12 protein-coding genes and 1 pseudogene are annotated in these 17,591 nt (G+C 72.5%); 9 read left to right on the forward strand and 4 right to left on the reverse strand.

What is annotated here, in order from left to right:
* Positions 1–118: 118 nt before the first annotated feature.
* Complete coding sequence (locus tag ACSMXW_RS11565) at positions 119–1,738, reverse strand: alpha-galactosidase (RefSeq protein WP_485805831.1); 1,620 nt, start codon at positions 1,736–1,738, stop codon at positions 119–121.
* Between the two features lie 150 nt (positions 1,739–1,888).
* Entirely contained in the window at positions 1,889–4,156 is a 2,268-nt protein-coding gene (locus tag ACSMXW_RS11570; RefSeq protein ID WP_485805833.1) for a hypothetical protein, read from the reverse strand.
* Positions 4,157–4,396: 240 nt separating this feature from the next.
* On the opposite strand from ACSMXW_RS11570, the gene ACSMXW_RS11575 reads away from it, so the two are divergent.
* The 3 genes from ACSMXW_RS11575 (at position 4,397) to ACSMXW_RS11585 (ending at position 9,920) form a co-directional block, all read left to right on the forward strand.
* On the forward strand, positions 4,397–5,458 hold the full coding sequence (locus ACSMXW_RS11575; RefSeq protein ID WP_485805835.1) for an alkene reductase: 1,062 nt from the start codon (positions 4,397–4,399) through the stop codon (positions 5,456–5,458).
* Positions 5,459–6,388: 930 nt separating this feature from the next.
* The gene (locus tag ACSMXW_RS11580) at positions 6,389–7,765 is read left to right on the forward strand and encodes an NAD-dependent succinate-semialdehyde dehydrogenase (protein ID WP_485805837.1); all 1,377 of its coding nucleotides are present in this window, start codon (positions 6,389–6,391) and stop codon (positions 7,763–7,765) included.
* A 163-nt stretch (positions 7,766–7,928) separates the two neighbouring features.
* Positions 7,929–9,920 carry an FUSC family protein gene (locus ACSMXW_RS11585; protein ID WP_485805839.1) on the forward strand — a complete coding sequence of 664 codons (1,992 nt, stop codon included), beginning with the start codon at positions 7,929–7,931 and terminating at the stop codon, positions 9,918–9,920.
* Positions 9,921–10,037: 117 nt separating this feature from the next.
* Here the strand turns inward: ACSMXW_RS11585 and ACSMXW_RS11590 are convergent.
* Together ACSMXW_RS11590 and ACSMXW_RS11595 are read right to left on the reverse strand one after the other, a co-directional pair.
* A pseudogene (locus ACSMXW_RS11590) lies at positions 10,038–10,286 on the reverse strand (P1 family peptidase); the annotation flags it as partial.
* Positions 10,283–12,139: an MFS transporter gene (locus ACSMXW_RS11595; RefSeq protein WP_485805841.1), complete on the reverse strand. Its 1,857-nt coding sequence runs from the start codon at positions 12,137–12,139 to the stop codon at positions 10,283–10,285. The pseudogene ACSMXW_RS11590 and the gene ACSMXW_RS11595, both read right to left, overlap by 4 nt.
* Before the next feature lie 571 nt (positions 12,140–12,710).
* Here ACSMXW_RS11595 and fabG point away from each other — a divergent pair.
* The 6 genes from fabG (at position 12,711) to ACSMXW_RS11625 (ending at position 17,589) form a co-directional block, all read left to right on the forward strand.
* Positions 12,711–13,457: a 3-oxoacyl-[acyl-carrier-protein] reductase gene (fabG, locus tag ACSMXW_RS11600; protein ID WP_485805843.1), complete on the forward strand. Its 747-nt coding sequence runs from the start codon at positions 12,711–12,713 to the stop codon at positions 13,455–13,457.
* Entirely contained in the window at positions 13,454–14,221 is a 768-nt protein-coding gene (locus tag ACSMXW_RS11605) for a thioesterase II family protein (RefSeq protein ID WP_485805845.1), read from the forward strand. The genes fabG and ACSMXW_RS11605 overlap by 4 nt, the downstream gene beginning before the upstream one ends.
* Positions 14,222–14,271: 50 nt before the next feature.
* Positions 14,272–15,207, forward strand: coding sequence for a TauD/TfdA family dioxygenase (locus ACSMXW_RS11610; RefSeq protein WP_485805847.1), 936 nt, complete (start codon positions 14,272–14,274; stop codon positions 15,205–15,207).
* A 41-nt stretch (positions 15,208–15,248) separates the two neighbouring features.
* Positions 15,249–16,253 carry a TauD/TfdA family dioxygenase gene (locus ACSMXW_RS11615; RefSeq protein WP_485805848.1) on the forward strand — a complete coding sequence of 335 codons (1,005 nt, stop codon included), beginning with the start codon at positions 15,249–15,251 and terminating at the stop codon, positions 16,251–16,253.
* Positions 16,254–16,280: 27 nt separating this feature from the next.
* Positions 16,281–17,237 (forward strand): beta-ketoacyl-ACP synthase III, encoded by a 957-nt coding sequence (locus ACSMXW_RS11620; protein ID WP_485805850.1) that lies wholly within the window; start codon positions 16,281–16,283, stop codon positions 17,235–17,237.
* Positions 17,238–17,343: 106 nt separating this feature from the next.
* On the forward strand, positions 17,344–17,589 hold the full coding sequence (locus ACSMXW_RS11625) for an acyl carrier protein (RefSeq protein ID WP_485805852.1): 246 nt from the start codon (positions 17,344–17,346) through the stop codon (positions 17,587–17,589).
* The last annotated feature ends 2 nt before the right edge of the window (positions 17,590–17,591 follow it).

The following is a 17,591-nucleotide window of genomic DNA, read 5'->3' on the forward strand; positions in this document are numbered from 1 at the left end:
TGGCCCGGTCGGGCCGAAGAGCAGCGTGTACCGGTGCCGAGGACGAGTGCCCTGGCTGTGCCCGGCGCCCCTGAGGAGCCCCGGGTGCCCCGGAAGCCGGGGGGCACCCGGGACCGGGTCAGCCCTCGGGGGCCTTGGCGAGGGTGCCGGCGGTGCCGGGGATGTCCTGGAGGCGGACGGATGTGAGGCCTCCGGTCGCCGTCAGGGTGTTGTCGCCCTTGGCCAGCGACAGCAGCACCGAGACGGTGCGATAGGACGTGGCCGAGCCGGTCGGGGGCAGCGCGAGCGTCGTGGGGGCCTGGCCGTTGACGCTGAGGGTGGCGGTACGGGGCGCGGAGTCGCCGTTGGCGTACGTGAAGTCGGCCAGCTTCAGCCCCGCGGTGTCCGCCGTCACGGAGTCGACGTCCTGGTAGGCCGTGCCGCCGGCCTCCCGGCCGGAGACGGTCAGCAGGACAGCCTCACCGGCCGGCACCGTGGCGGTGTAGCCGTCGGTGTGCCTGCCCACGTCGGTGTGCCGCCAGACGTCGCGGACGGACGCGGCGGCACCGGTCAGCCCCAGGTCGGTCCAGCGGGCGGTGACGGGCGCGGCGGCCGAGGTGCGGTTCAGCAGCAGGACGGCGCGCCGCCCGGTGCCGGACAGCACCTTCGTGTACACCTGCAGCCCGGCGGTGTCCTCGGCCACCTTGACGCCCTGGAGGCCGCGCCGGTCCTGGTCGATGGCGATGACCTCGGGATCGGTCAGGATCTCCGTGGTGGTCCGGGACATCGTGGCGAGGTCGTTGCCGGCGAGCAGCGGGGCGCCGGAGATCGCCCACAGGCTCATATGGGTGCGGTCGAGCGTCGTGTGGGAGCCCGTCATGCCGACCATCAGCATGTCGGGGTCGTTGTAGTAGCCGGTGTGCTGGGCGGTGGGGTGCAGGCCCTTGTCGAAGTTGGACAGCATCGCGGTGGCCGACGGGGTCTGGCCCCAGTAGATGATGTCGCCGCTGGTGCGCCACAGGTCACCGACGCCCGGGGCCCAGTTCCACGGCTGACCCGAGCCCCATTCGCACAGCGACAGCACAAGACGGCGGCCGGTGACGGCGGTCGCCGCCTTGTTGGCCTGGCTGATGGCCCGGTAGGTGGTCTCCTGGTCGAGCCCCTCGTCCTGGCCGCCGCACCAGTCGATCTTCACATAGTCGAAGCCCCACCGCTGGAACGTCTCCAGGTCCTGTTGGTAGTGGCCTTCGCTGCCGGTGCCGGGGGCGGCGGGGGTGCCCGGCGGGGTCGGGTAGTAGTAGCCGCAGCCGTTCTTGCCGGCGTCGGTGTAGATGCCGGCCTTGAGGCCCTTGCTGTGGATGTACGCGGCGATCGCCGCCATGCCGCCGGGCCACTGTGTGTGGTCGACGGTGATGTAGCCCTTGCTGTCGCGGGTGCCGAGCCACCAGCCCTCGTCGATGTTGACGTACCTGTAGCCGGCCCTGGCCATGCCGGAGGACACCATCGCGTCGGCCTGGGCCTTGATCGTGTGGTGGTCGATCCGGCTGGCGAAGCTGTTCCAGGAGGCCCAGCCCATGGGCGGCGGGGAGACGTCGATCTGTGCGGGGTCCGCGGCCGGTGCGGCGGCGGCCGGTGCGGCGGCGGCCGGTGTCGGACGGGCTGCCGGGGCCGCCCGTGCCGTGGCCGTCGGCAGGCCGATGAGCAGGCCGACGGCCAGCAGGGAGACGGCGGCACGCCGGCGGCCCCCGGGGCGCGGCATGCGCGAGAGGGGAAGGAGGGAGCGGAGCATCACACCGTCCGTTCGATATACCGGACATAGTCCGGGATTTTGGTCAAGGCTGCTCCGGAAGGATTCTGGAGACCTCGTTCGGCGCTGGCAAGAGGGGCGACGCGGCGCGAGGCCGGTGCGTCACTCGCCGTGGAACCCGCCGCGGACGCCCCCTTCCCTCCCGGGCTCGGGAAAGTGCTCGCAGCCGGGGCAGCCCGCGGCGCCGCGCTCCTGGATGCCACGGTCCTGTTCGGCGAGGTCGACGGCGGCGTCGATGGGAGCCTCGCGGTGCGTCCGGCGCTGCGCGGGATCGGTCCCCATCATGATCCCGGCGGAGAGCAGATCCGCCGTCAGCCGGGCGTCGGCGGCCGCCCGCAGGGCGTCCGGATCGGGTTCGACGAGCTGGTCGGCGGAGGGCGGCCGGCCGGGCCCGCGGCCGTCGGGCAGGTGGCGCTCGGCCCAGGCCAGGAACGCGTCGCGGAGCGGTGACTGGGCCAGACCGTCCAGGTACTCGCGGACGATGCCGATCACCTCGCCGTGCCCGAAGGTGACCGAGCCCAGGGCGCTGGTCACCGTGCTGGCCGCGAGTTCGGCGAGGGTGTCCACCTCCTGCCGGCGCTCCTCGCTGCGCGCGTCCTGCCGGCGCTCACGGTCGAGCCGGGCGCCGAGGTCCGCGGCGCCGTTCAGGGGGTCGTCGAGTCCGGCTTCCCGCGCGGCGGCGTCCGCCTGCGCCCGCTCCGGCGACGGCCGCCGGTCGTCGGCGGCGTACAGGGTCTCGGCCTGCAACCCGCCCATGCGCCGGGCGAGGTCGAGTTCGGCGGTGGTCGGTCCGTCGTGGCCGTCGCCGCCGGCGCGTTCCTCGACGCGCACCAGCAGCGCCGTGAGCGCGGGCAACCGCGGCGGACGCGAGGCGAACTCCGCCTGGACGGCCCGGTAGAAGGCGCGCTCCCCCGCGGCTTCGAGCTCGTGCCGGCGCGCGACGGCATAGTGGTCGTGGATGCGCCGGGCCAGCAGCGGCCCGAGGGCGGGCGGCGCGGTGACGCCGAGGAACGCCACCAGGACCAGTCCGATCTTGACGATCGTCAGGGTGCGCTGGACGGCGCCGACCACGCCGGGCAGGCGGAGCCGGGCGAGCAGTTCGGCGCACCGGCGCACCGGGCGCGGTGCCCTTCCGCGCGCCCCGGTCAGGTACAGGGACACCGCGGTGAGCAGTGCGAACACACTCGCCCAGAGCCACCACGGCAGGTCGATCGCCGCACCGAGCCGGCCCGCCGCCAGCCGCAGCGCCGTCACCTCGGCGCCCGGCAGGTCGAGCAGGTTGGCCAGCCATATCAGGAACAGCACGAGGACGGTGCCGAGCATCAGCGCGAACGCGATGTCGGCGGCGACCGAGACGGACGTCCTCGGATGCCGCAGCATCCATCGCCAGACGCGCACGGCCAGCCAGGCCATCAGCACGAACACCGGGGCCTCCAGCGGCCCGCCGAGCAGTTGGCCGTCGAAGAGCAGGAACAGCAGGTACGCCAGCGGTGGCACGGTCGCCGGCCAGGCGAGGCCGCGCAGCCGCGGTCCCGCCGGCGCCCCGTGCACCAGCCGCACCACGGCCGTGCCCAGCGCCCCCGCGAGCGCCAGCTGCGCCACCGCCCGGCCCACGGCGCCCGGCGCGAACTCGTCGCTCATGACCACGGCCATGAGGAGCAGGAACGACACCGCCGCGCCGATGACATGCCCGTTCGGGCGGGCCTTCGGGGAGGTGCCCATGACGGCGAGGAAGAGCAGCGCCAGCGGCGGCACGAGCAGCTTCCCGCCGGGAGACCGGTGCTGCAACTCCAGGAAGCACGCCGCGGAGAGGTACAGGCTCGGCACCACGAACACCAGCGACCGGACCAGGAGCCGGCGGCGCGGGTGCGGCTCAGGGGCCGGCGGCGCGGGCCGCAGCCGTGCCGGCCGGCGGCGCCGGAGGACGGGCCACAGCGGCAGCAGCGCCGCGACGGTGCCCACCGTGGCGGCGAGCAGCAGTTTCAGCACGATCAGCGCGGCCGCCGCCACGGCCCGCCCCGGCCGGCCGAGCACCACCACCTCGGCGCAGCCGAGCAGCAGCGCGTCCGCACCGGCCAGTCGCAGCAGACGCCTGACGAACGGCGGGTCCTCCGCCGCGCGCCGACGCAGCACGCTCGGCACCCGACGGGCCGTCAGCACCCCCAGGGCCGCGAGGCCGGCCGCCACGGCGGAGAAGAGCACCTCCAGGGCCACCCTGCCGGCCAGACCGCCGCCCACCACGGGCAAGCGCAGGAACAGGGCCGGAAACAGCCCGAGACCGGTCGCGCCGCCGACCACCGCCGGCAGCGCCGACGGTCCCTCCACGCGCACGAAGACCCGACCGACGTGCCGACGCAGGTGCAGCCGCATGGCGGAAGAGTACTGACCGGTGCGCGCGAGGTGTGCCGCGGGCGGCCGATGGCCCTTGTGGCCGGTCGAGTTCACGCCATCGGGAGCGGTGCGACCGGGAAGAGGGGTTCGCCGCAATGTAGTTGAATGCTAAACTTCCTGCGTCGGAACGAGGCCCGCCGAAGCGGCGGGACGACGTGGGCGACGCCGCCCGGGGCCGGGTGCCCTGGAGGCCGCCGCACCTGGAGAGGACACGGAGCTGTGACGAACGCATTCGCACCCATCACCGTCGGAGCCACCACGGCAGCCAACCGCGTGTTCATGGCCCCGATGACGCGCAACCGCGCCACGCTGGACGGGGTGCCCACCGAGCTCATGGTCGAGTACTACCGGCAGCGGGCGGGCGCCGGGCTGATCGTCACCGAGGGCATCCAGCCGAGCCGGGTGGGCCAGGGCTACATCGCCACACCGGGCTTGCACGACGCGGAGCAGGTCGCCGCCTGGCGGTCCGTGACCGACGCGGTGCACGCGGCGGGCGGTACGATCTTCGCCCAGATCATGCACGCCGGCCGGATCGGCCACCCGCTGCTGACGGGCCTCACCCCCGTCGCGCCCTCCGCCGTGCAGGCACCCGGAGCCACCTACACCACCGAGGGCCGCAAGGACAACGTCGTTCCTCACGAACTCACCGAGGACGAGATCCTGGAGACCATCGCCGACCACGTCTCCGCCGCACGCAACGCCTTGGACGCCGGCTTCGACGGAGTGGAGCTCCACGCGGCCAACGGCTACCTCCTCCAGCAGTTCCTCTCCGACAACGTCAACCTGCGCACCGACCGGTGGGGCGGCAGCGTCGAGAACCGCGTCAGATTCCCCGTCGAGGTCGTCAAGGCGGTCGCCGCCGCCGTCGGCCCCGAGCGCGTGGCACTGCGCATCTCGCCCGGAAACACCGACCTGGACATCGTCGAGACCGACCCCGCGGCGCTGTACACCGCGCTGCTGCACGCCCTGTCGGACCTGCCGCTCGCCTACGTCCACATGCGGGAGACCGGAGAGCGCGACCTGACGCTCAAGGTGCGGGCCGCCTGGTCGGGGCCGTTCGTCCTCAACCCCCTGTACGAGGAGCACGCGCCGCACAAGGCCCTGACCGCGGTCCTGGAGGAAGGCATCGCGGACGCCGTGGCCTTCGCACGGCCGTACCTGGCCAACCCGGACCTCATCGCCCGCCTCAAGACCGAGGGCCCGTACAACACGGCCGACCCCACGTCCTTCTACGGGGGCGGCGCGGAGGGGTACACCGACTACCCTTCGGCCACCGCCTGATATCCGCGCACGACAGACGACACAGGACACACAACACACGACACACGGCGGACAGCGCACGGTGCGGCCCGGCCGGCCCGTCGGCGTCGGCCTCCCCGAGCGCCCGCCCGAGCGCCCGCCCGGTGGGCCGGCCGGTGGCCCGGCCGGTGGGCCGGCCGGTGGGCCGGCCGTCACCGGGCCGGCGCACCGGGCAGCGGGGCCTTGAAGACGAGTGGCCACCCGCCGGTACCGCTGAGCCAGGCTCCCAGCGGCGGCCCAGGCCGGCCCTACAGGTGCCGGCCAGGGCGATGGCACGGCCCTGCCGTCCCTCAGGAGCAGACCGTGCGGCACAGCGGCGTCGCCCAGGCCTCCGCGCCGCCTACGCCCCGTGTGACTACCACCGGCAGGGACAGGCTGGCGGCCCCCTGAGGGCGGCGCCCGGCGCAATACTGAGGGCATGGCACCCCATCCCGAACCCCGCACCGACCCGGCGGCCGTGCCGGACCCCGGCTCGGAGCCCGGCCATGGGCCTCACCTCGCCCCGTGGGCGGAGCTGAGCGGGTTCCCGCGCACCCGCGCCCGGCCGAAGCGACCGACGTGGCACTCCCCGTCCACGGCCGATGGCGCCGGGCGCCGGACCCGCGGCCGGAGGATCCGGCACCGCAGGTGACCGGCCCGACGAGCAGGTCAGCCTGAGCGCGGCGCCTGCTCGGTTCACGCGATTCGACGACCGGACAACGTCCCGCACCTCAGTGCGGGCGGCCAAGGCCCCTGCCCGGACATCACCTGAGTGTGCAGCCCGCCACGTCATGGGTGCCGGCCGATCGGCTGACGACAAAAACCCGGGCCGGACGGCGCCCGTGGGTCTGCCGCGCCTCGATGGCCCGCGTCTCCCAGGCTCGATGGAGCCGGTTCCCCGTGTGCCAAACAAGTCAGAGCAAGGAGTGGACCATGAGTTTTCGTACGATCAATCCGGCTACGGGAGAAGTCGTTAAGGAATTCCCGATGCAGTCGGACGAGGAGATCTTCGCGGCTCTGGCGGCCGCGGACCGGCACTACCGGGAGGACTGGAAGTTCAGGCCGGTCGCGGAACGGGCCCGGATCGTCGGCCGCGCCGCCCGGATCCTGCGCGAGAAGCGGGATGAACACGCGGCATATCTCACCCTGGAGATGGGCAAGGTCGTCCGCTTCGGCTACTTCGAGGTCGATCTGGTCGCCGACATCCTGGACTACTACGCCGAGAACGGGGAACGGCTCCTCGCCGAGCGGTCGCTGCCCGGCGAGCCCGGCGCGACGCTGGTCGCCGAACCCATCGGCGTCATCCTGGCGATCGAGCCCTGGAACTTCCCCTACTACCAACTGGCCCGGGTCGCCGCGTCCCAGCTCGTCGCGGGCAACGTGGTCATGATGAAGCACGCCGAGAACGTGCCGCAGTGCGCCCTCGCCTTCGCGCGGCTGTTCGAGGAGGCGGGGGCACCGGAGGGCGTCTACACCCATCTCTTCTGCAGCGTCGAGCAGGTCGCCGGGCTGATCGACGACTTCCGTGTCCGCGGCGTCACACTGACCGGCAGCGAGCGGGCGGGGTCCTCCGTCGGCGAACGCGCCGGCCGCAACCTCAAGAAGGTCGTCCTCGAACTGGGCGGCAGCGATCCCGCCCTCATCCTGGACGGCGCCCCTCTCGACCACGCGGTCGAGCAGTGCGTGATGGGCCGTACCTACAACTCGGGACAGGGCTGCGTCAACATCAAGCGCGTCATCGTGGTGGGCAGGGAACGCGGTGAGCAGATGCTGGCCGCCCTGAAGGAGCGGTTCGCGGCGATCACCGTGGGGGATCCCACCGACGAGAGCACCCTGCTCGGCCCCGTCGTCAGCGAACGCGCCCTGGAAGGGCTGCTCAAGCAGATCGAGGACGCCGAGGCCGCCGGAGCGCGGATCGTCCACGGCGGCAGGCGCGTCGAGCGCCCCGGGTTCTACCTCGAACCGACGATCGTCACGGACATCACCGAGGACAATCCGCTCCACCAGCAGGAGGCCTTCGGGCCCGTGCTGTCCTTCTACGTCGTGGACAGCGAGGAAGAGGCCATCGCGCTGGCCAATGCCACCCCCTACGGGCTGGGCGCCTATGTCTTCGATGCGGACGTCGAGCACGCCAGGCAGGTCGCGTCCCGTATCGAGTCGGGCATGGTGTACATCAATTCGTGCTTCATCGACTCGCCGCGACTGCCTTTCGGCGGGGTCAAGAACTCCGGATTCGGGCGCGAACTGTCGGAACTGGGCATCGGGGAATTCCTCAACCACAAACTGGTCCGGGTCGCCGACGCAGCCTGAGAAGGACGTCCACGGACGCCGACGGGACGGTCGGCGTCGCGGTGACCGGCCACGAGAGGGGACAGGGCATCCGCACGGACGTCGGAGAGACCGACGTCGGCTCCGTGGACGAGCCGGACCTGCACATCGGGACCAACCGGGCATGGCTGACAGACTGGGGCGCATGGCAGAAGCACGAAGCTCGTGGCGAGCTCGTCTCGCGCCGCCCGAGTGGCTCAGGGCGAGCCTGCGCCCGCGGCCCGGCCCCGTCCCCTGGCGCACGATGGTGCGCGCCTCGGTCGCGCTCAGCGTGCCCCTCGCCGTGGGGTACGCCGTCCATCAGCCGGTCTACGGAGCTCTGGCGGCCGTGGGCGCGCTGAACAGCGTGCTCAGCGACACGGCGGACGCGTACCGGTTGCGCCTGTTCAGGATCGCGGTGCCGCTGCTGTTCGGCACATGCGGAGTGGTGCTCGGCACGCTGGTGCGCGGCGAGGGTTGGTACGCGGTGGTGATGCTGGCCGGAATCGCGCTGGTCTCCGGCATGATCTCCTCGATCGGCCCGGTGGCGTCCGCGTCAGGGCTGCTGCTCCTGCTGAACGCGGTGATCGGCTCGGGGCTCCCCCTGCCGCACCCCTGGTGGAGGCCGCCGCTGGCGATCGCCGCCGGCGGTCTGTTCCTCCTCGTCCTGGCCCTGCTGGCGTGGCCGTGGCGCGGCGGTCTGCCCGAGCGGGTCGCGGTCGCCGACTCCTACCGTGCGGCGGCGGACATGCTGGCGTCGGCCGGCACGGCGGAGTACGAGACGAAACGGGAAGCCGCCACCCGTTCGCTCAACCACTCCTACGACCTGCTTCTGTCGCACCGCGCCGGCGACCACGGGCGCAACTCGTCCCTGGTGAGGCTCATGGCGCAGCTCAACGTGGTGACACCGCTCGTCGAGGCCGCTCCCGCCGCCCACCTGCAGGGTGGGCGCATACCTGCCGAGATCCCGCTGACGGTGCGGCGGCTGGCCGCGGAGATCGAGAAGCCCGGCAGCGATCCCCGGTCCGCGACACCCCCCGTCCTGCCGCAGCCCGCGACGCCGTCGGAGCGTGCGGTGGACGAGGCGGTGCGCTACGCGGTCGCCGTCGTCCACCACACCGACAGCGTGCCCGACAGTCTGGACGACCGTCTCGGCAAGCCCGCGGCCTTCCGCGTGCGCATGCACCGCGCGGCCCGTGCGCTGCTCCTGTCGCGGCAGTCCTGGCGCTACGGCCTGCGTCTCGCGTTGTGCATCGGGCTGGCGCAGGCGCTGGTGTCCCTGATCTCCGTCGACCGCTCCTACTGGGTGGCCCTGACCGTCACCTTCGTCCTCAAACCGGATTTCGGCTCGGTCTTCTCCCGCGCGCTCCTGCGGGCGCTGGGCACGACGGCGGGGCTGGTGGTGGCCGCGGCGGTCGTCGCGGGCATCCCCGTGGGCTGGTGGGACGTGCCGGTCATGGTCGTGCTCGCGGCGCTCGTGCCGGCCGCGTCGGCGAAGGGATACGCGTTCCAGACCGCGGCGGTCACACCCGTGATCCTGCTCATCTCGAACAACATCAGCCACTCTGGCTTCGGCCTGGTGCTGCCCCGGTTCGTGGACAGCCTGCTCGGATGCGTGATCGTGCTGGTCGCCGGATACCTGCTGTGGCCGGAGAGCTGGCACAGCAGGATCGGCTTCCGGCTCGCGGAAGCCGTGGACCAGGCGGCGGAGTACGCCGGGTGCGCCTTCGCGCGCGCCTCCGACGTGGATCCGACGGTGCGGGCCCGTGCGCGCCGCCGGATCTACCGTGAACTGTCGAACGTGCGGACCGAGTTCCAGCGCGCCCTGACGGAGCCGCCGCCGATGGGCGCCCGTGCCGCCGCGTGGTGGCCCCTGCTCGTCGCGGTCGAGCGGGTGGTGGACGCGATCACCGCGGCCCGGGTCCGTGTGGAGCACGGCGCCGTCGTGCCGGATCCGGCGCAGGCGGCGGGCGTCGAGGCGCACCTGCGAGCGCTCGCCGCGGACCTTCGCTCGAACACCACGGCGTCGGCGGCGGAACCCGTGCCGATCCCTGACGCGGACGACGTGCTGGCGCCGTTGTGGCAGGAGCTGAGGGCGGTGCGGGGCATCGTGTCCTCCGCCCGCACCACCCCGTCACTCCGCCGGGAAGGGGTGTGACCGGCACGTCCCGGGCCTCGTCCGCTCGCCGCGGGCCTCCTCACACCGCTGAGCGGGGACCGACCGCCGCGACGCCCTCGACCAGGTGGAGGGTCGGGAGGGCGTTCCGGCACACTGCAGTTCGCCGTACCCGTTGCCGCAGAAGACGCCCGCCGGTAGCGGGGCATGAGGGGTGACGACGGCGCCGGCCCCGCCGGCCACGGGGGCGGGCACGATCGCGGTCACACCGGTGTTCACCTCCGGGGCACGCCGGACCGTGGTGTGTCCGACCCGAACGCCCGGCACGTCGGTGATGGCGTTGTGCGTGCCGGGCGGCAGGGCGCCGACGCCCAGGCCGATCTCCCGTGCCGATGGCCTCGCCCTCATGTCGTCGGCTCGCCCCGGGCGCCCTCCGCGGCCGGCGCGGCGTCGGTGCCCCGGGCACCCGCCCCCGCGTCGGGGACGACCAGCTCGCTCTCGGCGAGGCCGAGCTGGCCCGAGACCGCGGCCAGTTCCTCGCCGAGCGGCTCGGACGTCACCACCTCGTGCTCGCCGCCGGCCTTGCCGGTCAGCAGGGAGGCGACCGCCGCGACGGCACAGGCCGCGACCGCGAACCAGAAGGCGACGATCAGGCCGGAGTGGAACGGACCGGAGATCAGGTGGGGGAAGAACTCCTTGTTGGTGATGTTCGTCCCGCCGCCCGGCATCTTGGCCAGCTGGTCGCCCAGCAGCTGCTTGAAGGGGTTGTAGCCGAGGAACGCCGCGAACAGCACGGCGATGGGCGGCAGCTGGGAGACACTCTGGGCCACGCCCTGCGGCACACCCTGCTGGACGAGTCCGTCGTGCATGGCGCTCGGCAGGGTGTGCGAGAGGCCCGCGATCATGAGGCTGAAGAAGACACCGATGGACAGCACCGACGCGGAGTTCTGGAACGTGGCGCCCATGCCGGCGCCCGCGCCCCGGGACTCGGCGGGCAGCGCGTTCATGATCTCGGCACGGTTCGGCGAGGCGAAGAGGCCGGAGCCGAGGCCGTTGACGAAGATCAGCAGCGCGAAGACCCAGTAGTCGAAGTCGGTCGGCAACGCCATCAGCGCCACGAACCCGACCCCGGTGAGCACCGCGCCGCCGACCGTGAACGCGCGCGCCCCGAGCCGGTCGGAGAGCCAGCCGGACAGCGGCGCGGAGAGCAGGAAGCCGATGGTCAACGGGATCATGTAGATGCCCGCCCACAGCGGGGTCTTCTCGAAGCTGTAGCCGTGCAGCGGCAGCCAGATGCCCTGGAGCCACATGATCAGCATGAACTGGAGGCCACCGCGGCCGAGCGCCATCATCAGGCTCGCGATGTTGCCCGCGGTGAAGGCCCGCAGCCGGAACAGCGAGAGCCTGAAGAGCGGTTCCGCCACCTTCAGCTCGATCCAGACGAAGATCCCGAGGACCGCGGCACCGCCGACGAGGGCGAGCAGCACCAGCGGGTTGGCCCAGCCCATCGTGCTGTCGCCGTAGGGCTGGATGCCGTAGGTGATGCCGACCAGCACGGAGATCAGGCCCACCGCGAAGGTGACGTTGCCCCACCAGTCCATCTTCGCCTTGCGGCGCACACCGGTGTCGTGGAGCTTGAGGTACGCCCAGATGGTGCCGAAGACGCCGAACGGCACCGACACCAGGAAGATCAGCTTCCAGCTGACCGGGGCCAGCACCCCGCCGAGGATGAGACCGATGAACGAGCCCGCGATGGCGGCGATGGAGTTGATGCCGAGCGCCGTGCCGCGCTGGTGCGCGGGGAAGGCGTCGGTGAGGATCGCCGTGGAGTTGGCGAACAGCAGCGCGCCGCCGATGCCCTGGGCGATGCGCCAGCCGATCAGCCAGAGGGCGCCCGCGCTGCCGTCGAAGTAGGTCAGCGACAGGGCGATGGAGCACACGGTGAAGACCGCGAAGCCCATGTTGTACATGCGCACCCGGCCGAACATGTCGCCGAGTCTGCCGAACGTGACGACGAGCACGGCGGTGACCACCATGAAGCCCATCAGCATCCACAGCAGGTAGCTCGTGTTCGCCGGGTCCAGCGGGTCGAGGCTGATCCCCCGGAAGATGTCGGGCAGCGCGATCAGCACGATCGACTGGTTGATCATGACCATCAGCACACCGAGCGTGGTGTTCGACAGCGCGATCCACTTGTAGTGCTCGCCCGGCCCGTCACCCGGGGGTGCCGCGGCGGTTATCCGACTCCTGCTCCTGCCCACTGTGCCCCTACTCCTTCCGTCCGCCTCCCACCGCGGGCGGCGGGCAGAGATCGAGAAACGTTGGTTGCTACAAGTAATCTATCTCCTGCCCGGCGCATCCACACGCTCTCCGCACGTGACACCTCGCTCACAAGGCGGGGAAGGCGGGCGCACGCGGGGTGCCGGTTCTTACGTCCGGGCAGGTCAGAGGGCATGCCAATCGCGGGCGCGGCGGTACGCGGCGGCCCCGGCGGCCCCGGCGGCTGCGGCTCCGGCTCCGGCTGCGGCGGGACAGTCAGCGGACACGCCGGAACTGCGTCCGCGCGGGAATCGTCACCGCACCCACCAGTGCGCCGCCACCACGATCCGTTCACACCGCGCCACGCTGCGCGCACCCCGCACCGGCACACCGTCCGAGCTGGTCGTGGGGTTCCCGGCAGGCGCGGCGCCGGCGCCGCGCGGACGCGACGGCACGGGGTCCGGTGTGCCCCGGCGCGCGCTCAGCGGGTGCGAGGGCCGGGTGCAGGGTGCCGTATAGGCCGGATATAGCCCGCAAACACACGCTCGACACATCCGAACGGATGGGGGAGGCATGCCGGAGGAAGCAACTCAAGTGGCACTGGTGACCGGAGGGTCGCGCGGAATCGGCCGCGCGGTCGCCACCCGGCTCGCGAACGACGGCTTCGACGTCGCGATCTGCTACCGCTCGGACGAGAGCGCCGCGGAGCAGGTCGCCAAGGAGATCCGGGCCGCGGGCCGCCGTGTACTGACCCGCCGGGTCGACGTGGCGGACCGGGTCGGGGTGCGGGCCTTCGTCACCGATGTCGAGTCGGGCCTCGGGCCGGTGTCGGCGGTCGTGACGTCCGCCGGCATCACCCGGGACCGCCCACTGGCCCTGATGCAGGACGACGAGTGGGACTCCGTCCTGCGCACCAACCTCGACGGGACCTACAACCTGCTGCGGTCCGTGGTGCGGTCGATGATCCGTCGCCGCACGGGCACCGTGGTGACGCTGTCCTCGGTGGCCGGGGTGGTCGGCAACGCGGGACAGACCAACTACTCGGCCTCGAAGGCCGGCATCATCGGCCTGACGCAGGCGCTGGCGAAGGAGTTCGGCCGGTACGGCGTGCGGGCCAACGCGGTCGCCCCCGGCTTCATCGACACCGAGATGGTCGCCGGGGTGCCCGAGTCGGTCGCGAAGGACGCGATGAGCCGGATCCCGCTGGCCCGCTTCGGCACCCCCGCGGAGGTCGCCTCCCTCGTCTCGTACCTGGTCTCGCCGCAGGCCGCCTACATCACCGGCCAGGTGGTGCGGATCGACGGCGGCATGGCGCTGTGACCGGGACGGGAGTCTGGTTCCGCCGCTACGCGCGCGCGGCGGACCCGCGGCTGCGGCTGGTGTGCTTCCCGCATGCCGGCGGCAACGCCCGGCTGTTCCACGGCTGGGCGGCCCGGCTGCCCGCCGACGTCGAGGTCCTCGCGGTGCTCTACCCGGGCCGCGTGGAGCGGATGGACGAGCCGTGCGTGCGGTCCATGGACGAGATGGCGGACCGGATCACGCGGGCACTCGAAGCCGAACGCGACCGTCCGCTGGCCCTCTTCGGCCACAGCATGGGCGCCGCGGTGGCGTACGAGGTCGCGGTGCGGCTGGCGGACCGGGGAGCCGGCGGCACGGGCCCGGCCCTGCTGATGGTCTCCGGACGCTCCGCCCCGCACCGCACCACGCCCACCGCGCTGCACCGGGCGGCGGACGACGTGCTGGTCGCCGGCGTGAGGAGGCTGGGCACCCTCGGCGGCGACGTCTACGCCGTACCGGAGCTGCGCGAGCTGCTGCTGCCGGTGCTGCGGGCGGACTACCGGCTGATCGAGACATACCGGCGGGAGCGGCCGGCCGTGCTGCGGGCGCCGGTCGTGGCGTACCTGGGCGAGGGGGACCAGGGGATCACACGGCCGGGGATCGACGCCTGGGCGGAGCTGACCGAGGGCGGCCTCACCGTGCGCTCCTTCCCCGGCGACCACTTCTACCTCGCGCCCCGGGAGGCGGAGCTGACCGCGGACATCGCGGAGCGGCTGGCGCGCCTCCCGATGGCCCGGCCGGTGTGAACCGGCCGCGCGTACACACGCACCAAGACGACAGTGAGAGGAGCGGTGACATGACGAGCACCACGGCTTGGGCACCGACGGAGATCGAGGCGGCGGACGGCGGCGGCACCGAGGAGTTGCTGCGCCGCGTGGACGACCTGGACGGGGGCCTGTCCGCGGCGCTGGTGCGCGAGAAGGCGCTGGTGTTCCGCGGCTTCGGCATCACCCCCAAGACCCTGGACCCGGTCCTGGACCGGTTCCTGCCGAACCGGCTGGCCTACGTGCACGGCAACTCACCGCGCACCAAGGTCGGCGGCAACGTCTACACCTCGACGGAGTACCCGCAGGAGTACACCATCTCGATGCACAACGAGATGAGCTACGCCCACGCCTGGCCGACCCGGCTGACGTTCTTCTGCCAGATCACCCCCGGCAGCGGCGGCGCCACCCCCGTGCTCGACGCGGAGCTCTGGCTCGCCTCGCTGGACCCGGACGTCCGGGCCGCCTTCGCGGACGGGGTCCGCTACGTGCAGAACCTGCACGACGGCTTCGGCCTCGGCAAGAGCTGGCAGGACACCTTCGAGACGTCCGACCGGGGTGTGGTGGAGACGTTCCTGACGAACGCCGGCGCCGAGTGGGACTGGCGGCGCGACGGCAGCCTGCGCGTGGAGTCGGTGCGTCCCGCCACCACCGTGCACCCGGTCACCGGCGCCGAGGTGTGGTTCAACCAGGCCGACCAGTGGCATCCGGCCGGCCTCGGCGACGAGACCGCGCAGGAACTCGCCCGGATCCTCTCCGAGGACGAACTGCCCCAGTCGGTGACCTTCGCGGACGGCAGCCCCATCCCCGCCGAGTACGTGCTCCAGATCCGCGACCGCGGCCTGGACGCCGCGGTCGACGTCGACTGGCACGCGGGCGACCTGCTGCTCATCGACAACGTGCTGCTGGCGCACGGCCGGCGCCCCTACACCGGGGACCGGCGGGTTCTCGTGGCGATGTCCGACTGACGTCCCGTTCCCGAACGCCGCGACGACCAAGCGAGTTGACCATGACCATCACCTCGGAAGAGACACCCGCCGGCTGGGCGGGGAGCGGAACCGTGCCGGGCCTGTGCCGGCCCGACGCCCCCGGCACCGGCACCGGCACCGGCACCGGCACCGGCACCACCATCCAGGCCTTCCTCGCCGAGCACCGCGCCGAACTGCGCGCCCTGCTCGCGCAGCGCGGGGCCCTCCTGCTGCGCGGCTTCGACGTGGGCGGCGTGGACGGCTTCGACCAGACCGTGCGCGTGTTCTCCGGCACGCCACCACTGGCCTACGCCGAGCGCTCCTCCCCGCGCTCCACCATCAAGGGCCAGGTGTACACGTCGACGGACTACCCGCCCGCCGAGGAGATCTTCCTGCACAACGAGAACTCCTACCAGGCGGTGTGGCCCCAGTCGCTGTACTTCTACTGCGTCGAGCCGCCCACCGCCCAGGGCGCGACACCGCTCGCCGACATCCGCCGGATCCTCGCCCTGATCGATCCGGAGGTGCGCGCCGAGTTCGAGGCCCGCGGCTGGCAGGTGGTGCGCAACTTCCACCGCGGCTTCGGCGTGCCGTGGCAGGAGGCGTTCAACACCTCGGACAAGGGCGCCGTGGTCGCCTACTGCGCGGAGCGGCACATGGCCGCCGAGTGGCGGCCCGACGGAGGGCTGCGCACCACCGCCGTCCGCCGCGCGGTCCACCGGCACCCGGTCAGCGGAGAGCAGGTGTGGTTCAACCACGCCACGTTCTTCCACGCCAGCACCCTGCCCAAGGAGGTCTCCGCCGGACTCCACGCGATCTTCGCCGACGAGGACCTGCCCACGCACACCTTCTACGGCGACGGCGGGGCCATCCCCGACGAGGTGATGGACCACCTGCGCGGCTGCTACCGGGCGGCGTCCGTCCGCTTCGACTGGCAGCGCGACGACGTCCTGATCGTCGACAACATGCTGGCCGCGCACGCGCGCGAGCCCTTCACCGGGCCCCGGCGGATCGCCGTGGCCATGGCAGAGCCGTCCGAAGGCTGACCCTTCGACGCGGAGTTGGGAAGAGAGATGCTCACCACACACGGATCACGCATATCGGGCCTCGCGGTCTACCGGCCGGGCCGGCTGGTAGGCAACGAGGAGTTGTCCGCGCGGACCACCGTCTCCCCGGAGTGGATCGAGAGCCGCACGGGCATCAGGACCCGCCACCATGCCGGCGAGGAGGAGACCATCGCGGCGATGGCGACGGCCGCCGGCGAGAAGGCCGTGGTGACGGCCGACATCGACCCGGCCGAGGTCGACCTCACCATCGTCGCCAGCGCCACCCGCCGCGTCCGCATGCCCGGCGTGGCCCCCGAGGTCGCCAGCCGCATCGGACTGCCGAACTCCGGCGCCTACGACCTGAACGCGGTCTGCGCCGGCTTCACCTACTCGCTGGCCATGGCCTCGGGCGCGGTACGGCTCGGCGAGGCCCGGCACGCCCTGGTCATCGGCGTCGAGCGGACCAGCGAGTGGATCGACCCGGGCGACCCCGACACCTTCGTCATCTTCGGCGACGGCGCGGGAGCCGCCGTGGTCTCCCGCTCCGACACGGCCGGCATCGGCCCGGCGGTGTGGGGCAGCGACGGGGCCCGGCACAAGGTGCTCGGCATCACCGAGAAGTCCGACGGCCGCGAGTACGTCACCATGAACGGCCCGCTGGTCTACAAGTGGTCCACGGCCACCATGCCGGACGTCGCACACCGGGCGTGCGCCGCCGCCGGCACCACCCTCGACGACATCGCCTGGTTCGTGCCGCACCAGGCCAACAACCGGATCATCCGCACGCTGACGGCCAACCTCGGCCTGCCGCAGGACCGCGTCGTCAACGACGTCGTCGACACCGGCAACACCTCCGCGGCCTCCGTGCCGCTGGCGCTGAGCCGCCTCAAGGACAGCGGCCGCGCCACCCCTGGCGAGAAGGTCCTGCTGCTCGGCTTCGGCGCCGGCCTGACCTACGCCGGCCAGGTCGTCGACATGCCCTGACGGCCACCCCGCACCACCCCGCACCACCCCGCACCACCCCGCACCACCCCGCACCAGCGTCCGCGCCCCCGTGGGCGGCCCACCTTCGCACAGAGACGGAACGACCATGACCAGAGACGAAATGATCGTCGAGATCATCGACCTCACCCAGCGCACCGCCCCCGACCTGGAGGGCGAGATCACCGCCGACTCCAGCTTCGACGAGCTCGGCATGGACTCCCTGACCCGGATCGACCTGCTGGCCGCCGTGGAGAAGGGATTCGGCCTCTCCGTCCCCGACGAGAAGGTCGGTGACCTGCTGAGGGTCAGCGACGTCGCCGACTTCCTCCTGGCGTACAAGGCGGGAGTCTGACC

It is taken from the genome of Streptomyces sp. DSM 116793, from assembly GCF_057320905.1.